Raw genomic sequence first — 18,507 nt, forward strand, 5'->3', positions numbered from 1 at the left:
GTGGCTGGGGTCCACATCGCTCGCTCCAAGATGGCCTGAACAACCCCTTGGAATCACGAGTGCCCCAGTCGCTCAACCCTTTCGGGACGGGCTCTTACTGGCCGTTGACCCTGTTTCGCGATGGAGAGCGCCCGGTAACGACCTGCTCATCGCAGTTGGCGAAACTTCGTCCAACGAGTGGGATGAGGCGGCTGGCTGGGGTGCGGGCTGCCCAATGGGTTGGGTTCTGTCGTGTCCGGGGACGAGATCAGCGCCATCTGGCAGCGAGTCAAATTGCGCCTGCAGGAAAGCGGCCAACGCCTTCAGCCGCGTCTGCAGGGCCTGGCCGAAGTCGCGCCGGGTCGCTTCGATCTCGCCGCGCGGCTGGTCGATCTCGCCGACGTGACCGAGGCCGGTCTTGCGCGGATCTTGCGGCCGGTCCGGCGTGCGCTGCGCTCCGGCGTGGTCGGCCTGACCGGCGGCCTCGTTTGGCGCGGTCTTGCAGCCCTGACCGGCATCAGCCTGACCGCGATGCTCGTCGCCGGCCTCTCGTCCGGTTCGTCCGAGCCCGCGCTCGCTAGTCTTGCCTCACCGACAGAGGCTTCGGTTGCTTCCACGGTCCGTGATGTTCGCCTTCAGGCGCTGCCGATCGCGGTCGGGCAGGATGGCTGGGTGGCGATCGGCCGTCCGATCGCGCTGTTCGGGCTGGACTCGCCCGAACTCGACAAGCGCAGCGGTTATGAGGCGCGGCGCAGCCAGGACGGCCAGCGGCGGGAAGACCTGCTGAGCTTCGGCGAGTTCGATGGCGACAAGTCGTTCCTCTCGCTCAAATTCCAGGTCAACCGCGATGCGCAGGTCCAGAAGGCGTTGGCCGGCCAGTCGCAGCCCTTCGTGATCACGCTGGTGCGCGAGAGCGCGGCGCGCGGGCTCTCGGTCGGGCGCAGCGGTGCTGCCACCACGATCGAGACCAAGTTCGGTATCGTCGAGACCGCCGATATCGGCCTCAGCGACGGCACGTCCGGACGGGCGTGCATCGCCTTCCGCCATCTCGATGGGGCGGCGCATCTGTCCTTCTCCGGCTGGTGGTGCGGCAGCGAGGCGCGGCCGGCCGACCGGGCGCAACTGATCTGCCTGATCGACCGGATCGATCTTCTCAGCGCCGGCGACGATCCGGAGCTGCGCGCCAGCTTCGCCCGCACCGAGCTCAACCGCCGGCAGGGCTGCTCGGTGCCGCGGCTGGCCGCGACCGGGCGCAAGAGCTCCTGGCTCGATGCCGACGCCAAGGCGCCGGCATTGCGGCCGACCAAAGCATCGGACCGAAAAGTGGAGTCCACTTTTCGGAAAACTCCGATGCTCTGATAACGAGATAGATCACCGTCATTGCGTCCTGTCGGACGCGCGGTGATCTAGCGGCAAGCAGGCGCCGCCGCGGTAACGGCCTCGTGTTGCGGCGGCGCACTGGCGGACCGCAACAAAAGCATTAACTCAAGAATTGTATCGTCAGCGACAGCCGGTCCGCCAGCAGCCTCGGCGGGGGCAACCGCCTCAGGAGATCGTCATGCGTTCGCTTTCCCGTCTTGCCGCCGGCTTGGCCCTGTCTGTTGCAGCCGTCACTTTCGCGGTCTCGGTCGCCGAGGCCCAGCAGCAGCGCAAGCCCTTGCGCGTCACCGTGCAGAAGCGCAGCTATTTCGACGCTGGCAATGTCGTGCCGGTCGGCAGCATGAACCGCTATGCGTCGCAGCATTTCGTGGCGAGCCCGGTCTATTCCGCAGCCGGCGAGCTCTACGGCGAAGGCACGCTGCCCTCGCGCATCGGCTCGGGCGCCAACCCCTTCGCCAACAGTTTCTCGACGCCGCGCTTCTGAGCGGCGCCTGACGATTGTGCGTCATTGCGTAGTCACACGTTCGCAATGACGCCTCGTCAAGTCAGGCCGACGCCTAACCTCCAAGAGGACTATCGCGGAGCGTCTTCCGACTGGGCTTACTGAGAACTAGTTCCGGTAGGCCTTGAAGAAGTCCATGCCGATCTGGCCAATTGTCCAGGTTCCATTGAAAAAACCTGCCTCGCCGATCTGGCCAGCAACGTAGGCCGCCCGACCGACATCGCCGCTTTTGATACCACCGCCGCAGCTTGTCTCATTCGCCGGGATGCGGATGATCTCGTCGACCTCAACCCCGCGGATGCTCTCCAACACCTTGGCAATAGCCGTCTCCCTCTCGAAATTGGGAAGGCTGCCGGCTGGCTTGTCTCGCTCGATGCGCAGGATTTCGATCCGTGCAATCACCGGGCTGTCTTGGGCTACTGGCGGTATGGCCGGCAGTAGCACGACCTGATGAAATTGCACCCCGCGACAGGCGAACGCCGGCATAGCAGCCACAAGTTGAGCTGTGAGCGACAAGGATAGGATGATCGCGGCTCGCCACATGCCGACAGCATAGCGCGACCAAGGTGCTGCATCCATCGCTGGCTGCGCCGATGGCGGAGCGCCGGGATGATCTCTCTTGAACAGTGCTGATTCCGCTGTTCCGGGCCACCGTGCGGCAGCCCGGAACGCAGTCATGCGCGTCAGCGCACCAGGATATTCCTGAACTGCCAGGGGTCGGAGGTGTCGATATCCTCCGGGAACAGGCCCGGGCGGCCGTCGAGCGGCGTCCAGTCGGTGTAGTAGCCCTTCACCGGGCCGAGATAGGGCATCTGGATCGCAAGGCAGCGGTCGAGATCCATCTCCTCGACCTCGACGATGCCGGCCTTGGGGTTCTCCAGCGCCCAGACCATGCCCGCGAGCACGGCCGAGGTGACCTGCAGGCCGGTCGCGGTCTGGTAGGGCGCGAGCTGGCGCGCTTCCTCGGTCGAGAGCTGCGAGCCGAACCAGTAGGCACCCTTGTCGTGGCCGTAGAGCAGCACGCCGAGCTCATCGATGCCGTCGATGACCTCGTTCTCCTCGAGGATGTGGTGCTCTTCCTGCGGCCGGCCGGCATTGCCGAACATCTCGTGCAGCGAAAGCACGGCGTCGTTGGCCGGGTGATAGGCGTAGTGGCAGGTCGGCCGGTAGATCGCCTTGCCGGTCTCGTCGCGCACGGTGAAGTAGTCGGCGATCGAGATCGACTCGTTGTGCGTCACCAGGAAGCCGTATTGCGGGCCCGGGGTCGGGCACCAACTGCGCACCTTCGTCTCGGCGCCGGGCTGCATCAGGTAGATCGCCGCCTGCGAGCCGGTCTCATGGGTGCGGGCATTGTCCGGCATCCATTTCTCATGGGTGCCCCAGCCCAGCTCGGCCGGCTGCACGCCCTCGGAAATGAAGCCCTCGACCGACCAGGTGTTGACGAAGACGCCCGGCGGCTTGGGGTTCTTCGAGCGCTGCGTGTCGCGCTCGGCGATATGGATGCCCTTGACGCCGACCTGCTTCATCAGCCCCGCCCATTCCTCGCGGGTGGTCGGCTGCGGCACGTTCAGGCGCAGGTCGGAGGCGATGTTCAGCAGAGCCTTCTTGGCCAGCCAGGAGGCCATGCCGGGATTGGCGCCACAGCAGGAGACGGCCGTGGTGGAGCCCGGCGCGCGGGCGCGCTTGGCGGCGAGAGTCATCTCGCGCAACGCATAGTTCGAGCGCTCGCCCGGGCCCTTCGTCTCGTCGAAGTAGAAGCCGAGCCAGGGCTCATTGACCGTGTCGATATAGAGCGCACCGAGGCTGGAGCAGAGCTCCATGATGTCGCGCGAGCCGGTGTCGCAGGAAAGGTTGACGCAGAAGCCCTGGCCGCCGCCGGCGGTCAGCAGCGGGGTGAGCATGGTCTTGTAGTTTTCGAGCGTCACGGCTTCATGGATGAAGCGGATGCCGCGCTCGTCCAGAAGGGCGCGGTTGTCGTCGTCTGGCGCGATGACCACGAACCGGCTCTTGTCGAATTTCAGATGCCGCTCGATCAGCGGCAGTGTCCCGCGGCCGATCGATCCGAAGCCGATCATCACGATCGGGCCGCTGATCTCGCCGTATACGGGCCAATCCGTCATTCTTTTGCACTCCTGGGTGAGTTTGGTTGAGGATAAGCGGACGCTGGTATGGGGCGGGCTCTCCGGCGTCAATGCCGGCGAACTCACTCCTTGCCGAGGCTGAAGGGGTAGGGGCCTTCGAAGGCGCCGACATAGGCGGTGTGCGAGATCAGGCCGGTGCCGGGCCGCCCCATATGGAGCATGAAGGCCGGCGGCTCCATCAGGAAGCGCGCCTCGGCGCCCGGCGTCAGGTCGAGGATGACCTGATGGGCGACGCCAGGCACGACCTGGCCGATCGTGCCGGCATAGCGGACCTGGACCGGGCGGTGATGGTGGCCGCTGAGCACGCGCTCGATATTGGGATGGCGCGCGACGATCTCTGTGAGGCGCGCCGCGCCGTCCTTGAGCATGACCGCGTCCATATAGCCGAGGCCGCAGGAGAAGGGCGGGTGGTGCGTGAACACCAGGACCGGCCGGCCTTCGGCTTCCGCCAGTGCCCGTTCGAGGAAGTCGAGGCGCGCATCGCAGATGGCGCCGGAGCTGGAACCCGGCAGCAGCGTGTCGAGGCCAATCAGTCTGAACGGACCGAGATCGGCCTTGAACTGGATGAAGCCGCCGCTGATATCGGCATGCGGACCGAGGTCGAGCCCGGCGATCATCGGCTCGCGGACATCGTGATTGCCGGGGATCAGCAGCGTCGGCAGGCCGAGCTTGCCCAGCATCGAACGGACGAGCGCATATTCCTCCGGCAGGCCGCTCTCGGTCAGGTCGCCGGTGATGACGAGGATGTCCGGGCGGACGGGCAGGGCGGCGACGGCGTCGAAGGCGCGCTGCGTCATGCCGATCGTGTCGGAGACCTTGAGCGCGAGGCGGCCGGGCGGGCAGATGTGCAGGTCGGAGAGATGGGCGATCAGCATATCGTCTTCTTCGTCAGGAATGCAGCCTGGACCGCCTTACCTGACGGCAGCCCGCGCGGCCAAGGCCGCGCGGGCTTCAATGACGCGATTTGATGACGGATCGACTACGATCTAAGGGCGACGTCAGGCTGCGCGACGTCGGAGACCGTCCATTCCCTCGGCCGGGGCGAGCACCCCGGTGGCCTTGAGCACGCCATTCGCGCCCCGGAGCGCGCCGTCACGCAGTTCCAGGCCGAGGAAACGCTCGCGCTCGAACGGGCCGGGCATGGCAAGCTCGGCCATAGGCTTGGCCGTGAAGCCGAAGCGCTCGTAATAGGGCGCATCGCCGACGAGCAGGATCGCGCCATGGCCGCGGCAAACGGCGCGCCAGATCGCCTCGCGCATCATCGCCTTGCCGAGACCCTCGCCCTGCAGCTCCGGCGAGACCGCGAGCGGGCCGAGCAGCAGCGCCGGCTTGCCGTTGGCCTCGACATGCCAGAGCCGCACGGTCGCGACGACCGCACCGTCGCGCTCGGCCGTCAGCGCCAAGCCATCGGCCGGAAGGCGGCCTTCGCGCAGGCGCTCGCTCGACTTCGTCGAGCGGCGCTCGCCGAGGCAGCGGTCGAGCAGGGCCTCGCGGGCCGGGATATCGGTCTCGATCTCGTCGCGGATCGTGATCATGACGCACCTCCTGCCGGAGCGCCCGCCATCACGCGGACCTTCCCGGCGCCGCGCGGACGCGGCCACAAGCAAGGGATTGTGTGGAAGAGGGTCCGGCGGGAGCCACGTCCGCGCGCTCCTTTCTTGGAGGCGCGAACGCTCCGCCCGGTTTCTCGGGCAGCCTGCCGATAGTGGCAGGGCGCTTCGCCGGACCCGATTGGTTCGAGGCTGGCGAGCCAGCCCTCGGCGCGCTTTCCGTCCGGCTGATTTCAGCCGGACGAGAAGAATTCGCGCCTACCTAAAGTTGAGCATGTTCTGATCGCAAAAGTGGGATCCACTTTTGCGGAACATGCTCGGCGTCAGATGACGTATTGCTTCAGCGGCGGGAAGCCGTTGAAGGCGACGGCCGCATAGGTCGTCGTATAGGCGCCGGTGCCCTCGATCAGGACCTTGTCGCCGATCTCCAGGCTGAACGGCAGCATGTACGGGGTCTTCTCGTACATGACGTCGACCGAATCGCAGGTCGGGCCGGCGAGCACGCAGGGAACCGTGGCGTCGCCGTCCCGGATCGTTCGGATCGGGTAGCGGATCGCCTCGTCCATCGTCTCGGCGAGACCGTTGAACTTGCCGATGTCGAGATAGACCCAGCGAACCTGGTCGTCCTCGCTCTTCTTCGAGATCAGCACGACCTCGGCCTCGATCAGGCCGGCTTCGCCGACCATGCCGCGGCCCGGCTCGATGATGGTCTCGGGCAGACGGTTGCCGAAATGCTTCGACAGCGCCTGGAAGATCGCATCGCCATAGGCCGGGACGCCCGGGATCGGCTTCAGGTAGCGCGCCGGGAAGCCGCCGCCGAGGTTGACCATCGACAGCGAGAGACCGCGGGTGGCGCACTCCTTGAACACGGCCGAGGCCGAGGCCAGGGCCGAATCCCAGGCGTTCACATTCGCCTGCTGCGAGCCGACATGGAACGAGATGCCATAGGCCTGCAGGCCGAGACGATGGCCGTGCTCGAGCACGTCCGCGGCCATTTCGGGCACGCAGCCGAACTTGCGCGAGAGCGGCCAGTCGGCGCCGGCGCCATCGCAGAGGATGCGGCAGAAGATGCGCGAACCTTCAGCCTTGGTGGCCGCGGCGGCACGGGCGATCTTCTCGACCTCGGCCTCGCAGTCGACGGCGAACAGGCGCACGCCGAGCTCCATGGCGCGGGCGACGTCGCGCTCCTTCTTGATGGTGTTGCCAAAGGAGATGCGGTCCGCCGTGGCGCCGGCCGAAAGCGCCAGCTCGATCTCGACGACCGAGGCGCAATCGAAGCAGGAGCCGAGCTTGGCCAGGAGACGCAGCACTTCCGGAGCCGGGTTCGCCTTGACCGCGTAGAAGACGCGGGTGTCCGGCAGCGCCCGGGAGAAGGCGACATAATTCTCGCGAACGACCTCGAGGTCGATCACAACGCAGGGGCCGTCCTCGCGGCGGTCACGCAGAAATTCACGGATGCGCTCGGTCATGAGACGCAGCTCCCTTCGGCGCAAGCGGCGCCGATGCGACGTGTAGCCGGTTGAAACGACCGCGACCCGAGGCGCTGTGGAGACGCCTAAGGACTGCGGACGAAACGTCCGGACCCGAAACACCGTCGATTGGGGAGACCCCGCACGGCCGGCAATGAAGGACAAGCCTCTTCGGTGCCGGCCTGTGGAAAGCCGGCGAGACCAAAAAAGCCCGCTCCGTCGTTGCTTTAAGCTGCGTCCCCCGTGGAGATTCGGGGTTCGCCGGTTTTGCCTCCGGCTGCCGGTCGCTGTTCGGGAGCGGCCCTCTTGCAAGAGCCGGGAGCGTGATTTGAGGGGATGTCCATCCCCCTCCATCCGTTTCCCATCCCTGGCGGCTGTCCGGCCTCTTGTCCGGATGCCCACCGACCAGCACGCGGCCACAGGCACGTGCGAATTGGGTGTGCCTCATATACGGGCGGGTGCCAGTTGCTTCAAGTTTTTTCTGACGGCCGGGACCGGATTTTTTACAGGACGGACCCGCAGAGCGCGCGGGGCGACCTCGCGCCCTTTCAACGCTGGCTGGCTTGGGCCGCGGCTACGCCCTAGACCGGCCCCATTTCATCGCCTAAGTCGTTGGCGCAGCGCGCCTTCGCGCGCCTACATCTAGGGGCAAGCTTCGATCATGACGGTTACCGATCGCCGCCGGGTTCTGGCCGGGCTGAGCGCCGCTCTGTGCGCCACTGCCGCGCCGCAGGCTTTGCTGGCGCAGCAGCCGGAACAGGCGCCGCCGCAACCGCGATTCGGCTTCGAGGAGGTGACGCGCCGAGCTCGCGAGATCGCGGCTGTACCTTATGAAGCCGGGCCGGCCTTGCCGGAAGCGCTGACAAGGCTCGATTTCGACGCCTGGCGCGAGATCCGCTTCCGACCAGAGCGGGCGCTGCTCGCCCAGTCGAATTCCGGCTTCCGTATGCAGATGTTCCACCCCGGCTTCCTGTTCACCCGGCCGGTGACGGTGAACGTGATCCGCGACGGCGTGCCGATGCCGATGCCCTATGCCGCCAATCTCTTCGATTACGGGCGGACCAAGTTCGACAAGCCGCTGCCGGTCAATCTCGGCTTCGCCGGCTTCCGTCTCCACTACCCGCTCAACGATCCTCGCGTCTTCGACGAGCTGATCTCCTTCATCGGGGCGAGCTATTTTCGTGTGCTCGGGCGCGCGCAGCGCTATGGCCTATCGGCGCGCGGCCTTGCGATCGGCGCGGGCGTGCCCGGAGGTGAGGAATTTCCGATCTTCCGCGAGTTCTGGGTGGAATCGCCGACAGCCGATGCGGACCGCGTTACGGTCTATGCCCTGCTCGATTCGCCCTCGGTCTCCGGGGCCTACCGCTTTCACATCTATCCCGACGGCGACAGCGTCGTCGATGTCGGCGCGGTGCTATTCCCGCGCAAGCCGATCGAGAAGCTCGGCCTCGCGCCGCTGACCTCGATGTTCTTCACCGGCGAGAACGACAGGCGCTTCCACGACGATTTCCGCACCGAGTTGCACGATTCGGACGGGTTGATGATCCATTCCAGCACTGGCGAGTGGATTTGGCGGCCGCTGCGCAACGCCCGCGTCCAGGCCGTCTCGTCCTTCGTCGAGCGCAATGTGCGCGGCTTCGGCCTGATGCAGCGCGACCGGGTGTTCGAGCACTATCAGGACCTCGACCTCAACTACGAGCTGCGGCCATCCTATTGGATCGAGCCGCAGGGCGACTGGGGCGAGGGCGTGGTCGAGCTGATCGAGCTGCCGACCACCGACGAGACCAACGACAATATCGTCGCGCTGTGGGCGCCGAAGTTGGCGCTTGAGCCCGGCCGCGAGTTCCGCTTCGGCTACAAGCTGACGGCGATGCTCGAATCCGGCGATCTGCATCCGGGCGGGCGGGTGATCAACACCTATCAGGCCAAACCGAAGGCGCTCGGCTCGGGCGAGGCGGTGACGGAGAATACAAGGCGCTTCATCGTCGACTTCGCCGGCGGTGATCTCGGCTACTATCTGAAGCAGCCGGAGAAAGTAGAGATCGTGCCCTCGATCGCCTATGGCCGGATCAACCGCGCCTTCCTGGTGCCAAATCCGAAGACGGAGGGCTTCCGCGCCTTCATCGACATCGTGGTCGAGCCGGGCCAGCTCGCCGAGATGCGCGCCTTCCTGAAGAGCGGCAGCAAGACTCTGACCGAGACCTGGAGCTATCCCTGGCGGGCGCCCGACCCGAGCTGATCCTTGCGAGGGTTCCGTTCAATCTTGCGGGTCGTCCCGCGCGTAGCGAAGCGAAGACCCGGGACCCATTCCGGACCCTCTTTCGGATAGGTTCCGGAATGAATTCCGGATCGGCGCCGCTGACGCGGCTTGTCCGCGATGACTTGGAAGGGGTGGGTCAGAATTTCGGCGCCGTGGCTGCACGCGTCGGTTTGCGCCGCTTCTCGGGAGCGGCTGCGACGACTTCGATCTCGACCTTGAACTCCGGTAGGGTGAAGCCGGAGACGATCATCAGCGTCGAGGCCGGCGGCGGCTCGCCGACATGGGCATCGCGCGATTCCATATAGCCCTTCATATGGGCACGGTCGGTGACGTAGGCATTGATGCGGACGATGTCCTTCAGCGTCATCCCCGCCTCGGCCAGGATCGCGGTGATGTTGGCAAAGCACAGGTCGGCCTGTTCTCTGACCCCTTCGGGGATCGTGCCGTCGGCCGCGATGCCGAGCTGGCCGGAGCAGAGGACGAGCCGCTGGCCTGCGGGCACCTCGCAGCCATGGCTGTAGCGGGCGAAGGGCGCGCGGATCGAAGAGGGATTGAGCGGCTTCATCGTTCGGTCCGGATGGTGGGACACCTTCTGCCATGTCGTCCGCGCGCTGCAAAACCATGTTGAGACTTGACCGACGCCCCTTTGCAGCCTTGAACGCGCTCATGCCACGTTCAGGCGACAGGTTTCACGGTGCTGAGGGTGGCCGAGCTATCGAAATGACGGGGATGAGCTTGAGGACTTCTGCGCTGCTGCGGGCCGCGAGCCTGCTGCCTCTCGTGCTGCTGACCGCCTGCGCCGGCTCGCAGCGCTTCGGCGGGTATGGCTCGGGTCCGGGCCAAGCCGCCTCGCGCGCGCCGGTCTATAGTGAGCCGGTGCAATCGGCGCCGCCGATCCAGTCGGCTCCGATCACGTCCGAGCCGTTGCCGCCGCCGGGTGGCTATCCGAGCGCGCCGCCCCCGCAAGGCGGCGGTTATCCGGTGGGCGGCCCTGCGCCCGGCTTGCCGCCCCAGAACGATCCTTACTTTGATCCACAGGCAGGACAGCCTGGGCAGCAGCCCCCGGCCCAGCCGCGTCCGGCCGAGCCGGCGCCGCCGCAGGTCGCCAATGTTAATCCCGGTGCGACGCCCGGGGGCGGTTCGACACGCAGCGGCTCGGTTTCGTCGCGCGACGGCGTGATCGGCACCTGGACGGCGCAGGAGGCGACAGGAGGCTCCTGCAGGGTGCAGCTTTCGAGCTCGCCTTCGCTCGACCTTTATCGCGCCAATGCCACGGGCTGCAGCAATCGCGACCTGCAACAGGTCAACGCCTGGGATTATCGCGACGGCGAGGTCTATCTCTACCAGCGCGGGGGCTCGGTCGTTGCTCGCCTGCGCGTCGGCGGTGCCGGCACCATGAATGGCGCGATCACCAAGTCGGGCGCTGGGCTCTCGATGAATCGATAAAGCGCGCTTGGAAGCGGCTCCATCTCGTCATGCTCGCCCTTGTGGCGAGCATCCACGTCTTTAACACCGCTTCCGAAGAACGAAGACGTGGATGATCGGGACAAGCCCGACCATCACGGTGGAGGTCGTTCAGATCCCCAGTCAGTGCCGCGAGGCGCTGCGGCCGAACAGCGCCTGCGGCCAAAACTTGCGCTGCAGCGAGAGCGACAGGGTCGCAAAACTGCGGGCGTTGTCCATCGCTTCGTCGAGCAGCGTGAACGGCGTCGGCGCGCCGGTGGCGATCCGGCCTTCGACATCGGCGTAGCCGCCGACCATCTCGGCTTCGAACTTGCGGGCGAGGTTCCGCATCGCAGCGTTTTCCGGCAGGCAGGTCATGTAGAGCGTGCGGATGTTGCGGTTTCGCGCGGCGGTGATGAGCCGGCCGAACAGCGCCTCGCCGATCCCGCGCCGGCGCCAGTCGCGCTCGACGCTGAAGGCGGCTTCGCCGGTCTGGATGACGATCTCCTCCAGCCCTCGCAGTTCGGCGGCGCCACGGACCTCGCCGGACTCGACATAGGCGTAGACGAGCCCACCCACGCCGAAGGTCGTTTCAACATAGTTCCGGAGGAACTCATCGGAAACCGCCGTCCCGAAGCGTTCGCGCCGCGTGGCGGCGTCGAGACGAAGCAGATGGGCGGTGAAGAGGTTGCGCTCGGCAGGCCAGAGACGCCTGACCTCGCCGTGCCTGGCTTTGGCGCCAGACTTGATCGAACGATTCAATTGCAGCTCCTGTGAAAGCGCGGTTGCGCTGCCCAAGGAGGCGTGTCTTCCCTAACTCGGAGACCAAGATGCGCTCACGATCTGGGAATACAAGTGGCGCGATTGCGGCAATTTACGGCTAAATGCCTGTAAAAATGGCCGGAAATGGTAAACCTGCGCGCTAACGCCACATGGTCAGGATCGAGGCGGCCAAAGCCACCGCAAGCGTGACGTTGAGAACGCGCCACTGCCAATCCTGCTTCAGCAGCTTCGCCAGAAGCAGGCCGGCGACGCACCAGAGCATCAGCGACAACAGCGCGAGGATGCCGAAGACGGTTCCGAGCAGGGCTGCGAGTTCTCCTGCGCCGCGGGCAAGCTCGCCGAAGGAGGCGGCGGCGCCGAGCGTCATCGCCCAGCCCTTGGGATTCTGCAGCTGGATCCAGAGCGCGCCGAAAAAGCTCGTCGGCTTGGCGATGCTCCTGTCGAGATGCGGCGGGCCGCTGCGGCCGATCCTGATGGCCAGCCAGAGCAGATAGGCGGAACCGGCGAGCTTCATCGCGAATTCGAGCGAGGGCATAGCCAGGAGCAGACCGGCGAGCCCGGCCGCAGCCGCGACTGCCATTCCGGCCAATCCGATCGCGACGCCGATCATGAAGGGCAGGGAGCGACGGAAGCCGAAATGGGCGCCAGAGGCGGTAGCGAGAGTCGTGGTGGCGCCCGGTGTCACCGTCGAGATGGCGGCGAAGGCGATCAGCGGCAGGACCGATTCCGGCGACATGAGGCGGCTCCACAATGGAGCCAAGGACATAGGTCTCCTGACGGGATCATGAAAACGAATGTTGAAGGGATTCGGCATTACGATCCATAATGCCCGCCATGCGCAATCTCGATCTGGAACTGATCCGGGCTTTCGTCGCTGTCGCCGACCATGGCAGCATGACCGTGGCTGGCAATGTGCTGCATCTGACGCAGAGCGCCATTAGCCAGCAGATCATGCGGCTTGAGCGGCGGCTCGGGCAGGCCCTGTTCCTGCGCGAGCGGCGCGGATTGAAGCTGACGGCCTCGGGCGATCGCCTGCTCGCCAAGGCGCGCCGGCTGATCGGTCTCAATGACGAGATCTGGGCTGAGATGACGACAAGCTGCGCCGGTACGGTGCGGCTCGGTGTGCCCTATGACCTCGTCGGCACCGCGCTTGCGCCGATTCTGAAGGGTTTCGCCGATGCGAGCCCGCTGGTCGAGATTTCACTGGTCTGCGCGTCCTCGCCACAATTGCTGGAGGCGCTCGGCAAGGGCGAGGTCGATCTTGCTTTGGTCGAGGAGCCGCTTTCGGCCGCCGGCGGCGAATGCCTCGGCATTGAACGGCTGGTTTGGGTCGGCGCCAAAGCCGGCACCGCTCATCTGAAGCAGCCATTGCCGCTTTCGCTCGTCGCCGATAGCTGCGCCTTCCGACCGGCGGTGACCGAAGCGCTCGACGTGCAAGGCCGCGCCTGGCGCAGCGTCTTCGAGAACGGCAATATCGATGCGACGACTGCGACGGTCCGGACCGATCTTGCCATCACCGCCTGGCTCGCCTGCACCGTGCCGCCCGATCTCGACATTCTCGGTTCCGAGGAAGGCTTGCCTGAGCTTCCGCCCTTCGCGATCACGCTGCATCTGTCGCGCTCGCAGCCCTCGGAGTCGGCGCGCGAGCTCGCCCGCCATCTGCGCGCCGGCTGGGTGCGCCCGCGCCAGGCCGCATAGCGCGCCGGCCTCGCCGAGGGTTGCGGGGCGGGCCGCCCTGCCGTAACCCGGAAGGCGACGTCTCTCCTTGCTGTCCCGCCTCCAGGCCATGTCCGCCACGCTCCCCGAACGCTATGACACCCTGGTCGCCTCGGGCGCGATCGAGCGCGATCCGGCGCAGGTCGCTGTCATCAGGCGCTTGCAAGCGCTGTCCGACACGCTCGCCAGCCGCAAGCTGGCGAAGAAGAGCAGCGCACTCGGCTGGCTGTTCGGGCGCAAGCAGCCAGCTGCGGACGCAGTCAAGGGCCTCTACATCTGGGGCTCGGTCGGCCGCGGCAAGACCATGCTGATGGACCTGTTCTACGAGACGGTCCCGGTCGCGGCGCGGCGGCGCGTGCATTTCCACGCCTTCATGGCCGATGTGCATGAGCGCATCCATGCCTATCGCCAGGCGCTCAAGGCCGGGACGGTCAAGGAGCCGGACCCGATCGGGCCGGTGGCGGCGGAACTGGCGGAAGAGGCAATCCTGCTCTGCTTCGACGAATTCACCGTCACCGACATTGCCGACGCGATGATCCTCGGACGCTTGTTCACCAAGCTCTTCGCCGACGGCGTCACCGTGGTCGCGACCTCCAATGTCGAGCCGTCGCGGCTCTATGAGGGCGGGCTCAACCGGGCGCTCTTCCTGCCCTTCATCGACTTGTTCGCCAGCAAGGTCGACGTGATCAAGCTGGAGGCGCGCACCGATTTCCGGCTGGAAAAGCTCGGCGGCGCCCCGACCTATCACGTGCCCGCCGACGACAAGGCTAAGGCCGCGCTCGACAAGGCCTTCAGCCAACTGAGCGGCGTGGCGCAGGGCACGCCCACGACCATCTCGATCAAGGGCCATGAGCTGAAACTGCCGCAGGCGGCAGGTGCAGTAGCGCGGGCGAGCTTCGCCGATCTCTGCGCGCAGGCCTATGGCGCCTCGGACTATCTCGCGCTCGCCCAGCGCTTCCATACGCTGATCTTCGACGACATTCCGATCATGGACATGGAGCGGCGTAACGAGGCCAAGCGCTTCATCATCCTGATCGATACGCTCTATGAGAGCCATGTGAAGCTCGTCGCCTCAGCGGCGGCGGAGCCGACCGGCCTCTATGTCGCGCAGAGCGGCCGCGAGGCCTTCGAGTTCGACCGGACGGTCTCGCGCCTGATCGAGATGCGTTCGGAAGAATACCTCGCCTTGCCGCATGGCCGGGCCGACTCGGCGGCGAGCGGCGACGCGACCGGGCTGGTGGAGACCTGAGCGTGGCTGCGCCGCGCGAGCCGAGCGAGATGCGCATTCTCTCGGTCGCCGGCGAGCATCTGCGCCGGCACGGCCTGCGTCGCTTCACCGTGGTCGCGGTGGCGGAAGAGGCGGGCATGACCCATGCCAATGTCTATCGCTACTTCCCCTCGCGCACGGCGCTGATCGATGCTGTCGTCGATGTCTGGCTTAAGGCGGCCGAGCGCTCGCTCGCCGACATCGCCGACGGGCCTGACCCTGCCGAGGACAAGCTCGAGCGCCTGATCCTGGCGCTCGCCAAGGCGAACCGCACCCTGCTGCACGAGGAGCCGCATCTCTTCGCGGCGCTGTCGCAGGCCGTGGCCAAGCGCCATGCGATCAGTCGGCGCAACCGCGCCCGCGTCCGAGCCCTGTTCGAACGGGTGATCGACGACGGCATCGCCACCGGAGCCTTCGAGCCGCGCGACCGCGACCGCGCTATCGCCTTCGTGATCGACGCCACCCACCGCTTCATCCATCCTGCCTCGCTGGAACTGGAGGCGGATGTGCCGCAGGAATCGGTCGATGCCAGGCTCGCTACGCTGATCCGGGTGGCGCTGCGCACGCTCGCGACCGGCGTCATCTAAAAAATGACAGTTTCTGTAAATTGTAACGGCCTCATTGTGAGGCGACTTGACGGCGCATAGCGGGTTATCGGCTGCTAACGATTTGTTTTTCCTTGGTATTCCCCGCCTGAAGGGTCACGGCGACCAATTCGGGCTATTCCAATGTGCCTTCGCGCGCGGGGTTGAGCCCGGAAGCGGCTTGCGTCAAAGAACCGTCGGCTTTTCGGCTTCACCTGCTCTCGCATCCAACAACAAGGATTCGGCAATGGCCCGCAAGAAGATCGCCCTCATCGGCGCCGGACAGATCGGCGGCACGCTCGCGCACCTCGCGGGCCTCAAGGAGCTGGGCGACGTCGTCCTGTTCGATATCGCCGAGGGCATTCCCCAGGGCAAAGGCCTGGATATCGCCGAGTCCGCCCCGGTCGACGGCTTCGACGCCGGCTACAAGGGCACGCAGTCCTATGAGGACATCAAGGGCGCCGACGTGATCATCGTCACCGCCGGCGTGCCGCGCAAGCCCGGCATGAGCCGCGACGACCTGATCGGCATCAACCTCAAGGTGATGAAGTCGGTCGGCGAGGGCATCAAGCAATATGCTCCCAAGGCCTTCGTGATCTGCATCACCAACCCACTCGACGCGATGGTCTGGGCCCTGCAGAAGTTCTCGGGCCTGAAGCCCAACATGATCTGCGGCATGGCCGGCGTGCTCGACTCCGCCCGCTTCCGCCACTTCCTCGCCGACGAGTTCAAGGTCTCGGTCAAGGACGTCTCGGCCTTCGTGCTCGGCGGCCATGGCGACGACATGGTGCCGCTCGTCCGCTACTCGGGCGTCGCCGGCATCCCGCTGCCGGACCTCGTCAAGATGAAGTGGACGACGCAGGAGCGCCTCGACGCCATCGTCGAGCGCACCCGCAAGGGCGGCGGCGAGATCGTCAACCTGCTCAAGACCGGCTCGGCCTTCTACGCCCCGGCCGCCTCGGCGATCGCCATGGCCGAGAGCTATCTCAAGGACCAGAAGCGCGTGCTGCCGGCGGCCGCTGCGCTCAAGGGCCAGTACGGCGTCAAGGACATGTTCGTCGGCGTCCCGGTGGTGATCGGCGCCAAGGGCGTCGAGCGGGTCGTCAAGATCCGCCTCAATGGCGCCGAGAAGGAGATGCTGGCCAAGTCGGTCGCCTCGGTCCAGAGCCTGATCGACGCCTGCAAGAGCATCGACGCGTCATTGGCGTGAGACAGACGGGTGGCGTGATGGCCGGCGGCCGTCACGCCATCGCCTCTCCCTTTACCGGCACAGGACATCAGGCATGAACATCCACGAATATCAGGGCAAGGCGGTTCTCAAGGAGTACGGCGCGCCCGTCTCCGCCGGCTTCCCGGCGCTATCGGTGGCGGAGGCCGTCGAGGCGGCGAAGAAGCTGCCCGGACCGCTCTATGTGGTGAAGAGCCAGATCCATGCCGGCGGGCGCGGCAAGGGCAAGTTCAAGGAACTGCCGGCGGACGCCAAGGGCGGCGTGCGCCTCGCCAAGTCGATCGAAGAGGTCGAGGCCCATGCCAAGGAGATGCTCGGCAACACGCTGGTGACGCTGCAGACCGGCCCGGCCGGCAAGCAGGTCAACCGCCTCTACATCGAGGACGGCTCGGACATCTCGAAGGAATTCTACCTCTCGGCGTTGGTCGACCGCGAGACCTCGCGCATCGCCTTCGTGGTCTCGACCGAGGGTGGCATGGACATCGAGAAGGTGGCCCATGACACGCCCGAGAAGATCAAGACCTTTTCGGTCGATCCGGCGACCGGCATCATGCCGCATCACGGCCGCACCGTCGCCAAGGCGCTCGGTCTGACCGGCGATCAGGCCAAGCAGGCCGAAAAGGTGCTCGCCCAGATCTATGCCGCCTTCGTCGGCAAGGACATGGCGATGCTCGAGATCAACCCGCTGATCGTGACCACGCAGGGCCAGGTCAAGTGCCTCGACGCCAAGGTCTCGTTCGACTCGAACTCGCTCTACCGCCATCCCGAGCTGATGGAGCTGCGTGACGAGACGGAAGAAGACGCCAAGGAGATCGAGGCGTCGAAGTACGACCTCGCCTATATCGCGCTCGACGGCACGATCGGCTGCATGGTCAACGGCGCGGGCCTCGCCATGGCGACGCTCGACATCATCCAGCTCTACGGCGAAAGCCCTGCGAACTTCCTCGATGTCGGCGGCGGCGCCTCCGAGGAGAAGGTCACCGCGGCCTTCAAGATCATCACTGCCGACCCGAAGGTGAAGGGCATCCTGGTCAACATCTTCGGCGGCATCATGAAGTGCGACGTCATCGCCCGCGGCGTGATCGCGGCGGTGAAGACCGTCGGCCTCGAAGTGCCGCTGGTCGTGCGCCTCGAAGGCACCAATGTCGAGGAGGGCAAGCAGATCATCCGCGACTCCGGACTCAACGTCATCCCGGCCGATGATCTCGACGATGCGGCGCAGAAGATCGTTGCTGCGATCAAGAAGGCTTGAGGTAAACCGATGTCCATCCTGATCGACAAGAACACCAAGGTCATCTGCCAGGGCTTCACCGGCAAGAACGGCACCTTCCACTCCGAGCAGGCGATCGCCTACGGCACGCAGATGGTCGGCGGCACCTCGCCCGGCAAGGGCGGCTCGCTCCATCTCGGCCTGCCCGTCTTCGACACCGTCGCCGAGGCGCGCGAGAAGACCGGCGCCACCGCCTCCGTCGTCTATGTCCCGCCGCCGGGCGCAGCGGACGCGATCTGCGAGGCGATCGATGCCGAGATCCCGCTGGTGATCTGCATCACCGAGGGCATCCCGGTGCTCGACATGGTCCGCGTCAAGCGTTCGCTCTCCGGCTCCAAGACCCGCCTGATCGGGCCGAACTGCCCGGGCGTCGTCACTGCCGGCGAGTCGAAGATCGGCATCATGCCGGCCAACATCTTCAAGCCCGGCTCGGTCGGCATCGTCTCACGGTCGGGCACCCTGACCTATGAGGCGGTGTTCCAGACCACCAATGAAGGCCTCGGCCAGACCACGGCGGTCGGCATCGGCGGCGACCCGGTCAAGGGCACCGAGTTCATCGACATGCTCGAGATGTTCCTCGCCGACGAGAAGACGACCTCGATCGTGATGATCGGCGAGATCGGCGGCTCGGCCGAAGAGGACGCAGCGCAGTTCATCAAGGACGAGGCCAAGCGCGGGCGCAGGAAACCGATGGTCGGCTTCATCGCCGGCCGCACGGCTCCTCCCGGCCGCCGCATGGGCCATGCCGGCGCGATCATCTCCGGCGGCAAGGGCGGCGCCGAGGACAAGATCGCGGCTATGGAAGCGGCCGGCATCCGGGTCTCGCCGTCGCCGGCGCGCCTTGGAAAGACCTTGGTCGAAGTATTGAAGGGCTGAGGAACGGGTCATTCCGGGACGCGCCGCAGGCGCGGGCCCGGAACCCATCAACACAGGTC

18 protein-coding genes are annotated in these 18,507 nt (G+C 66.1%); 10 read left to right on the plus strand and 8 right to left on the minus strand.

Annotation, left to right across the window (positions count from 1 at the left end; all coding sequences use genetic code 11):
• Positions 1-231 precede the first annotated feature (231 nt).
• Positions 232-1,338: a hypothetical protein gene (locus tag ACFPOB_RS16900; RefSeq protein WP_377799579.1), complete on the plus strand. Its 1,107-nt coding sequence runs from the start codon at positions 232-234 to the stop codon at positions 1,336-1,338.
• Positions 1,339-1,537: 199 nt separating this feature from the next.
• Positions 1,538-1,843, plus strand: a complete 306-nt coding sequence (locus ACFPOB_RS16905; protein ID WP_092156799.1) for a hypothetical protein — start codon at positions 1,538-1,540, stop codon at positions 1,841-1,843.
• Positions 1,844-1,969: 126 nt separating this feature from the next.
• On the opposite strand, the gene ACFPOB_RS16910 is transcribed toward ACFPOB_RS16905, so the two are convergent.
• The 5 genes from ACFPOB_RS16910 to ACFPOB_RS16930 form a co-directional block, all read right to left on the minus strand.
• Positions 1,970-2,440 (minus strand): hypothetical protein, encoded by a 471-nt coding sequence (locus ACFPOB_RS16910; protein WP_377799580.1) that lies wholly within the window; start codon positions 2,438-2,440, stop codon positions 1,970-1,972.
• A gap of 104 nt (positions 2,441-2,544) precedes the next feature.
• Positions 2,545-3,981, minus strand: coding sequence for a homospermidine synthase (locus ACFPOB_RS16915; protein ID WP_377799581.1), 1,437 nt, complete (start codon positions 3,979-3,981; stop codon positions 2,545-2,547).
• Positions 3,982-4,064: 83 nt separating this feature from the next.
• Positions 4,065-4,877, minus strand: coding sequence for a phosphodiesterase (locus ACFPOB_RS16920; RefSeq protein ID WP_377799582.1), 813 nt, complete (start codon positions 4,875-4,877; stop codon positions 4,065-4,067).
• 123 nt (positions 4,878-5,000) lie between these two features.
• Entirely contained in the window at positions 5,001-5,537 is a 537-nt protein-coding gene (locus ACFPOB_RS16925; protein ID WP_377799583.1) for a GNAT family N-acetyltransferase, read from the minus strand.
• A 338-nt stretch (positions 5,538-5,875) separates the two neighbouring features.
• Positions 5,876-7,021 (minus strand): type III PLP-dependent enzyme, encoded by a 1,146-nt coding sequence (locus ACFPOB_RS16930; protein ID WP_377799584.1) that lies wholly within the window; start codon positions 7,019-7,021, stop codon positions 5,876-5,878.
• Positions 7,022-7,682: 661 nt separating this feature from the next.
• Here ACFPOB_RS16930 and ACFPOB_RS16935 point away from each other — a divergent pair.
• Entirely contained in the window at positions 7,683-9,260 is a 1,578-nt protein-coding gene (locus ACFPOB_RS16935) for an OpgD/OpgG family glucan biosynthesis protein (protein WP_377799585.1), read from the plus strand.
• Between the two features lie 157 nt (positions 9,261-9,417).
• Here the strand turns inward: ACFPOB_RS16935 and ACFPOB_RS16940 are convergent, their stop codons facing one another.
• The gene (locus ACFPOB_RS16940) at positions 9,418-9,846 is read right to left on the minus strand and encodes a RidA family protein (RefSeq protein WP_377799586.1); all 429 of its coding nucleotides are present in this window, start codon (positions 9,844-9,846) and stop codon (positions 9,418-9,420) included.
• Positions 9,847-10,010: 164 nt separating this feature from the next.
• Here ACFPOB_RS16940 and ACFPOB_RS16945 point away from each other — a divergent pair, with 164 nt between their 5' ends.
• On the plus strand, positions 10,011-10,727 hold the full coding sequence (locus tag ACFPOB_RS16945) for an AprI/Inh family metalloprotease inhibitor (protein ID WP_377799587.1): 717 nt from the start codon (positions 10,011-10,013) through the stop codon (positions 10,725-10,727).
• 141 nt (positions 10,728-10,868) lie between these two features.
• On the opposite strand, the gene ACFPOB_RS16950 is transcribed toward ACFPOB_RS16945, so the two are convergent.
• Complete coding sequence (locus tag ACFPOB_RS16950; RefSeq protein ID WP_377799588.1) at positions 10,869-11,486, minus strand: GNAT family N-acetyltransferase; 618 nt, start codon at positions 11,484-11,486, stop codon at positions 10,869-10,871.
• Positions 11,487-11,646: 160 nt separating this feature from the next.
• Positions 11,647-12,243 carry a LysE family translocator gene (locus ACFPOB_RS16955; protein WP_377799589.1) on the minus strand — a complete coding sequence of 199 codons (597 nt, stop codon included), beginning with the start codon at positions 12,241-12,243 and terminating at the stop codon, positions 11,647-11,649.
• A gap of 98 nt (positions 12,244-12,341) precedes the next feature.
• Here ACFPOB_RS16955 and ACFPOB_RS16960 point away from each other — a divergent pair, with 98 nt between their 5' ends.
• The 6 genes from ACFPOB_RS16960 (at position 12,342) to sucD (ending at position 18,448) form a co-directional block, all read left to right on the plus strand.
• On the plus strand, positions 12,342-13,205 hold the full coding sequence (locus ACFPOB_RS16960; RefSeq protein WP_377799590.1) for a LysR family transcriptional regulator: 864 nt from the start codon (positions 12,342-12,344) through the stop codon (positions 13,203-13,205).
• A gap of 88 nt (positions 13,206-13,293) precedes the next feature.
• On the plus strand, positions 13,294-14,472 hold the full coding sequence (gene zapE / locus ACFPOB_RS16965) for a cell division protein ZapE (RefSeq protein WP_377799591.1): 1,179 nt from the start codon (positions 13,294-13,296) through the stop codon (positions 14,470-14,472).
• A gap of 2 nt (positions 14,473-14,474) precedes the next feature.
• Positions 14,475-15,077, plus strand: coding sequence for a TetR/AcrR family transcriptional regulator (locus ACFPOB_RS16970; protein ID WP_377799592.1), 603 nt, complete (start codon positions 14,475-14,477; stop codon positions 15,075-15,077).
• Between the two features lie 244 nt (positions 15,078-15,321).
• Positions 15,322-16,284 (plus strand): malate dehydrogenase, encoded by a 963-nt coding sequence (gene mdh / locus ACFPOB_RS16975; RefSeq protein ID WP_377799593.1) that lies wholly within the window; start codon positions 15,322-15,324, stop codon positions 16,282-16,284.
• Between the two features lie 73 nt (positions 16,285-16,357).
• Positions 16,358-17,554 carry an ADP-forming succinate--CoA ligase subunit beta gene (gene sucC, locus ACFPOB_RS16980; protein ID WP_377799594.1) on the plus strand — a complete coding sequence of 399 codons (1,197 nt, stop codon included), beginning with the start codon at positions 16,358-16,360 and terminating at the stop codon, positions 17,552-17,554.
• Between the two features lie 9 nt (positions 17,555-17,563).
• Positions 17,564-18,448: a succinate--CoA ligase subunit alpha gene (gene sucD, locus ACFPOB_RS16985; protein WP_377799595.1), complete on the plus strand. Its 885-nt coding sequence runs from the start codon at positions 17,564-17,566 to the stop codon at positions 18,446-18,448.
• Positions 18,449-18,507 lie beyond the last annotated feature (59 nt).

This window comes from Allobosea eneae (assembly GCF_042657265.1).
In the GTDB taxonomy this organism is placed as follows: domain Bacteria; phylum Pseudomonadota; class Alphaproteobacteria; order Rhizobiales; family Beijerinckiaceae; genus Allobosea; species Allobosea eneae.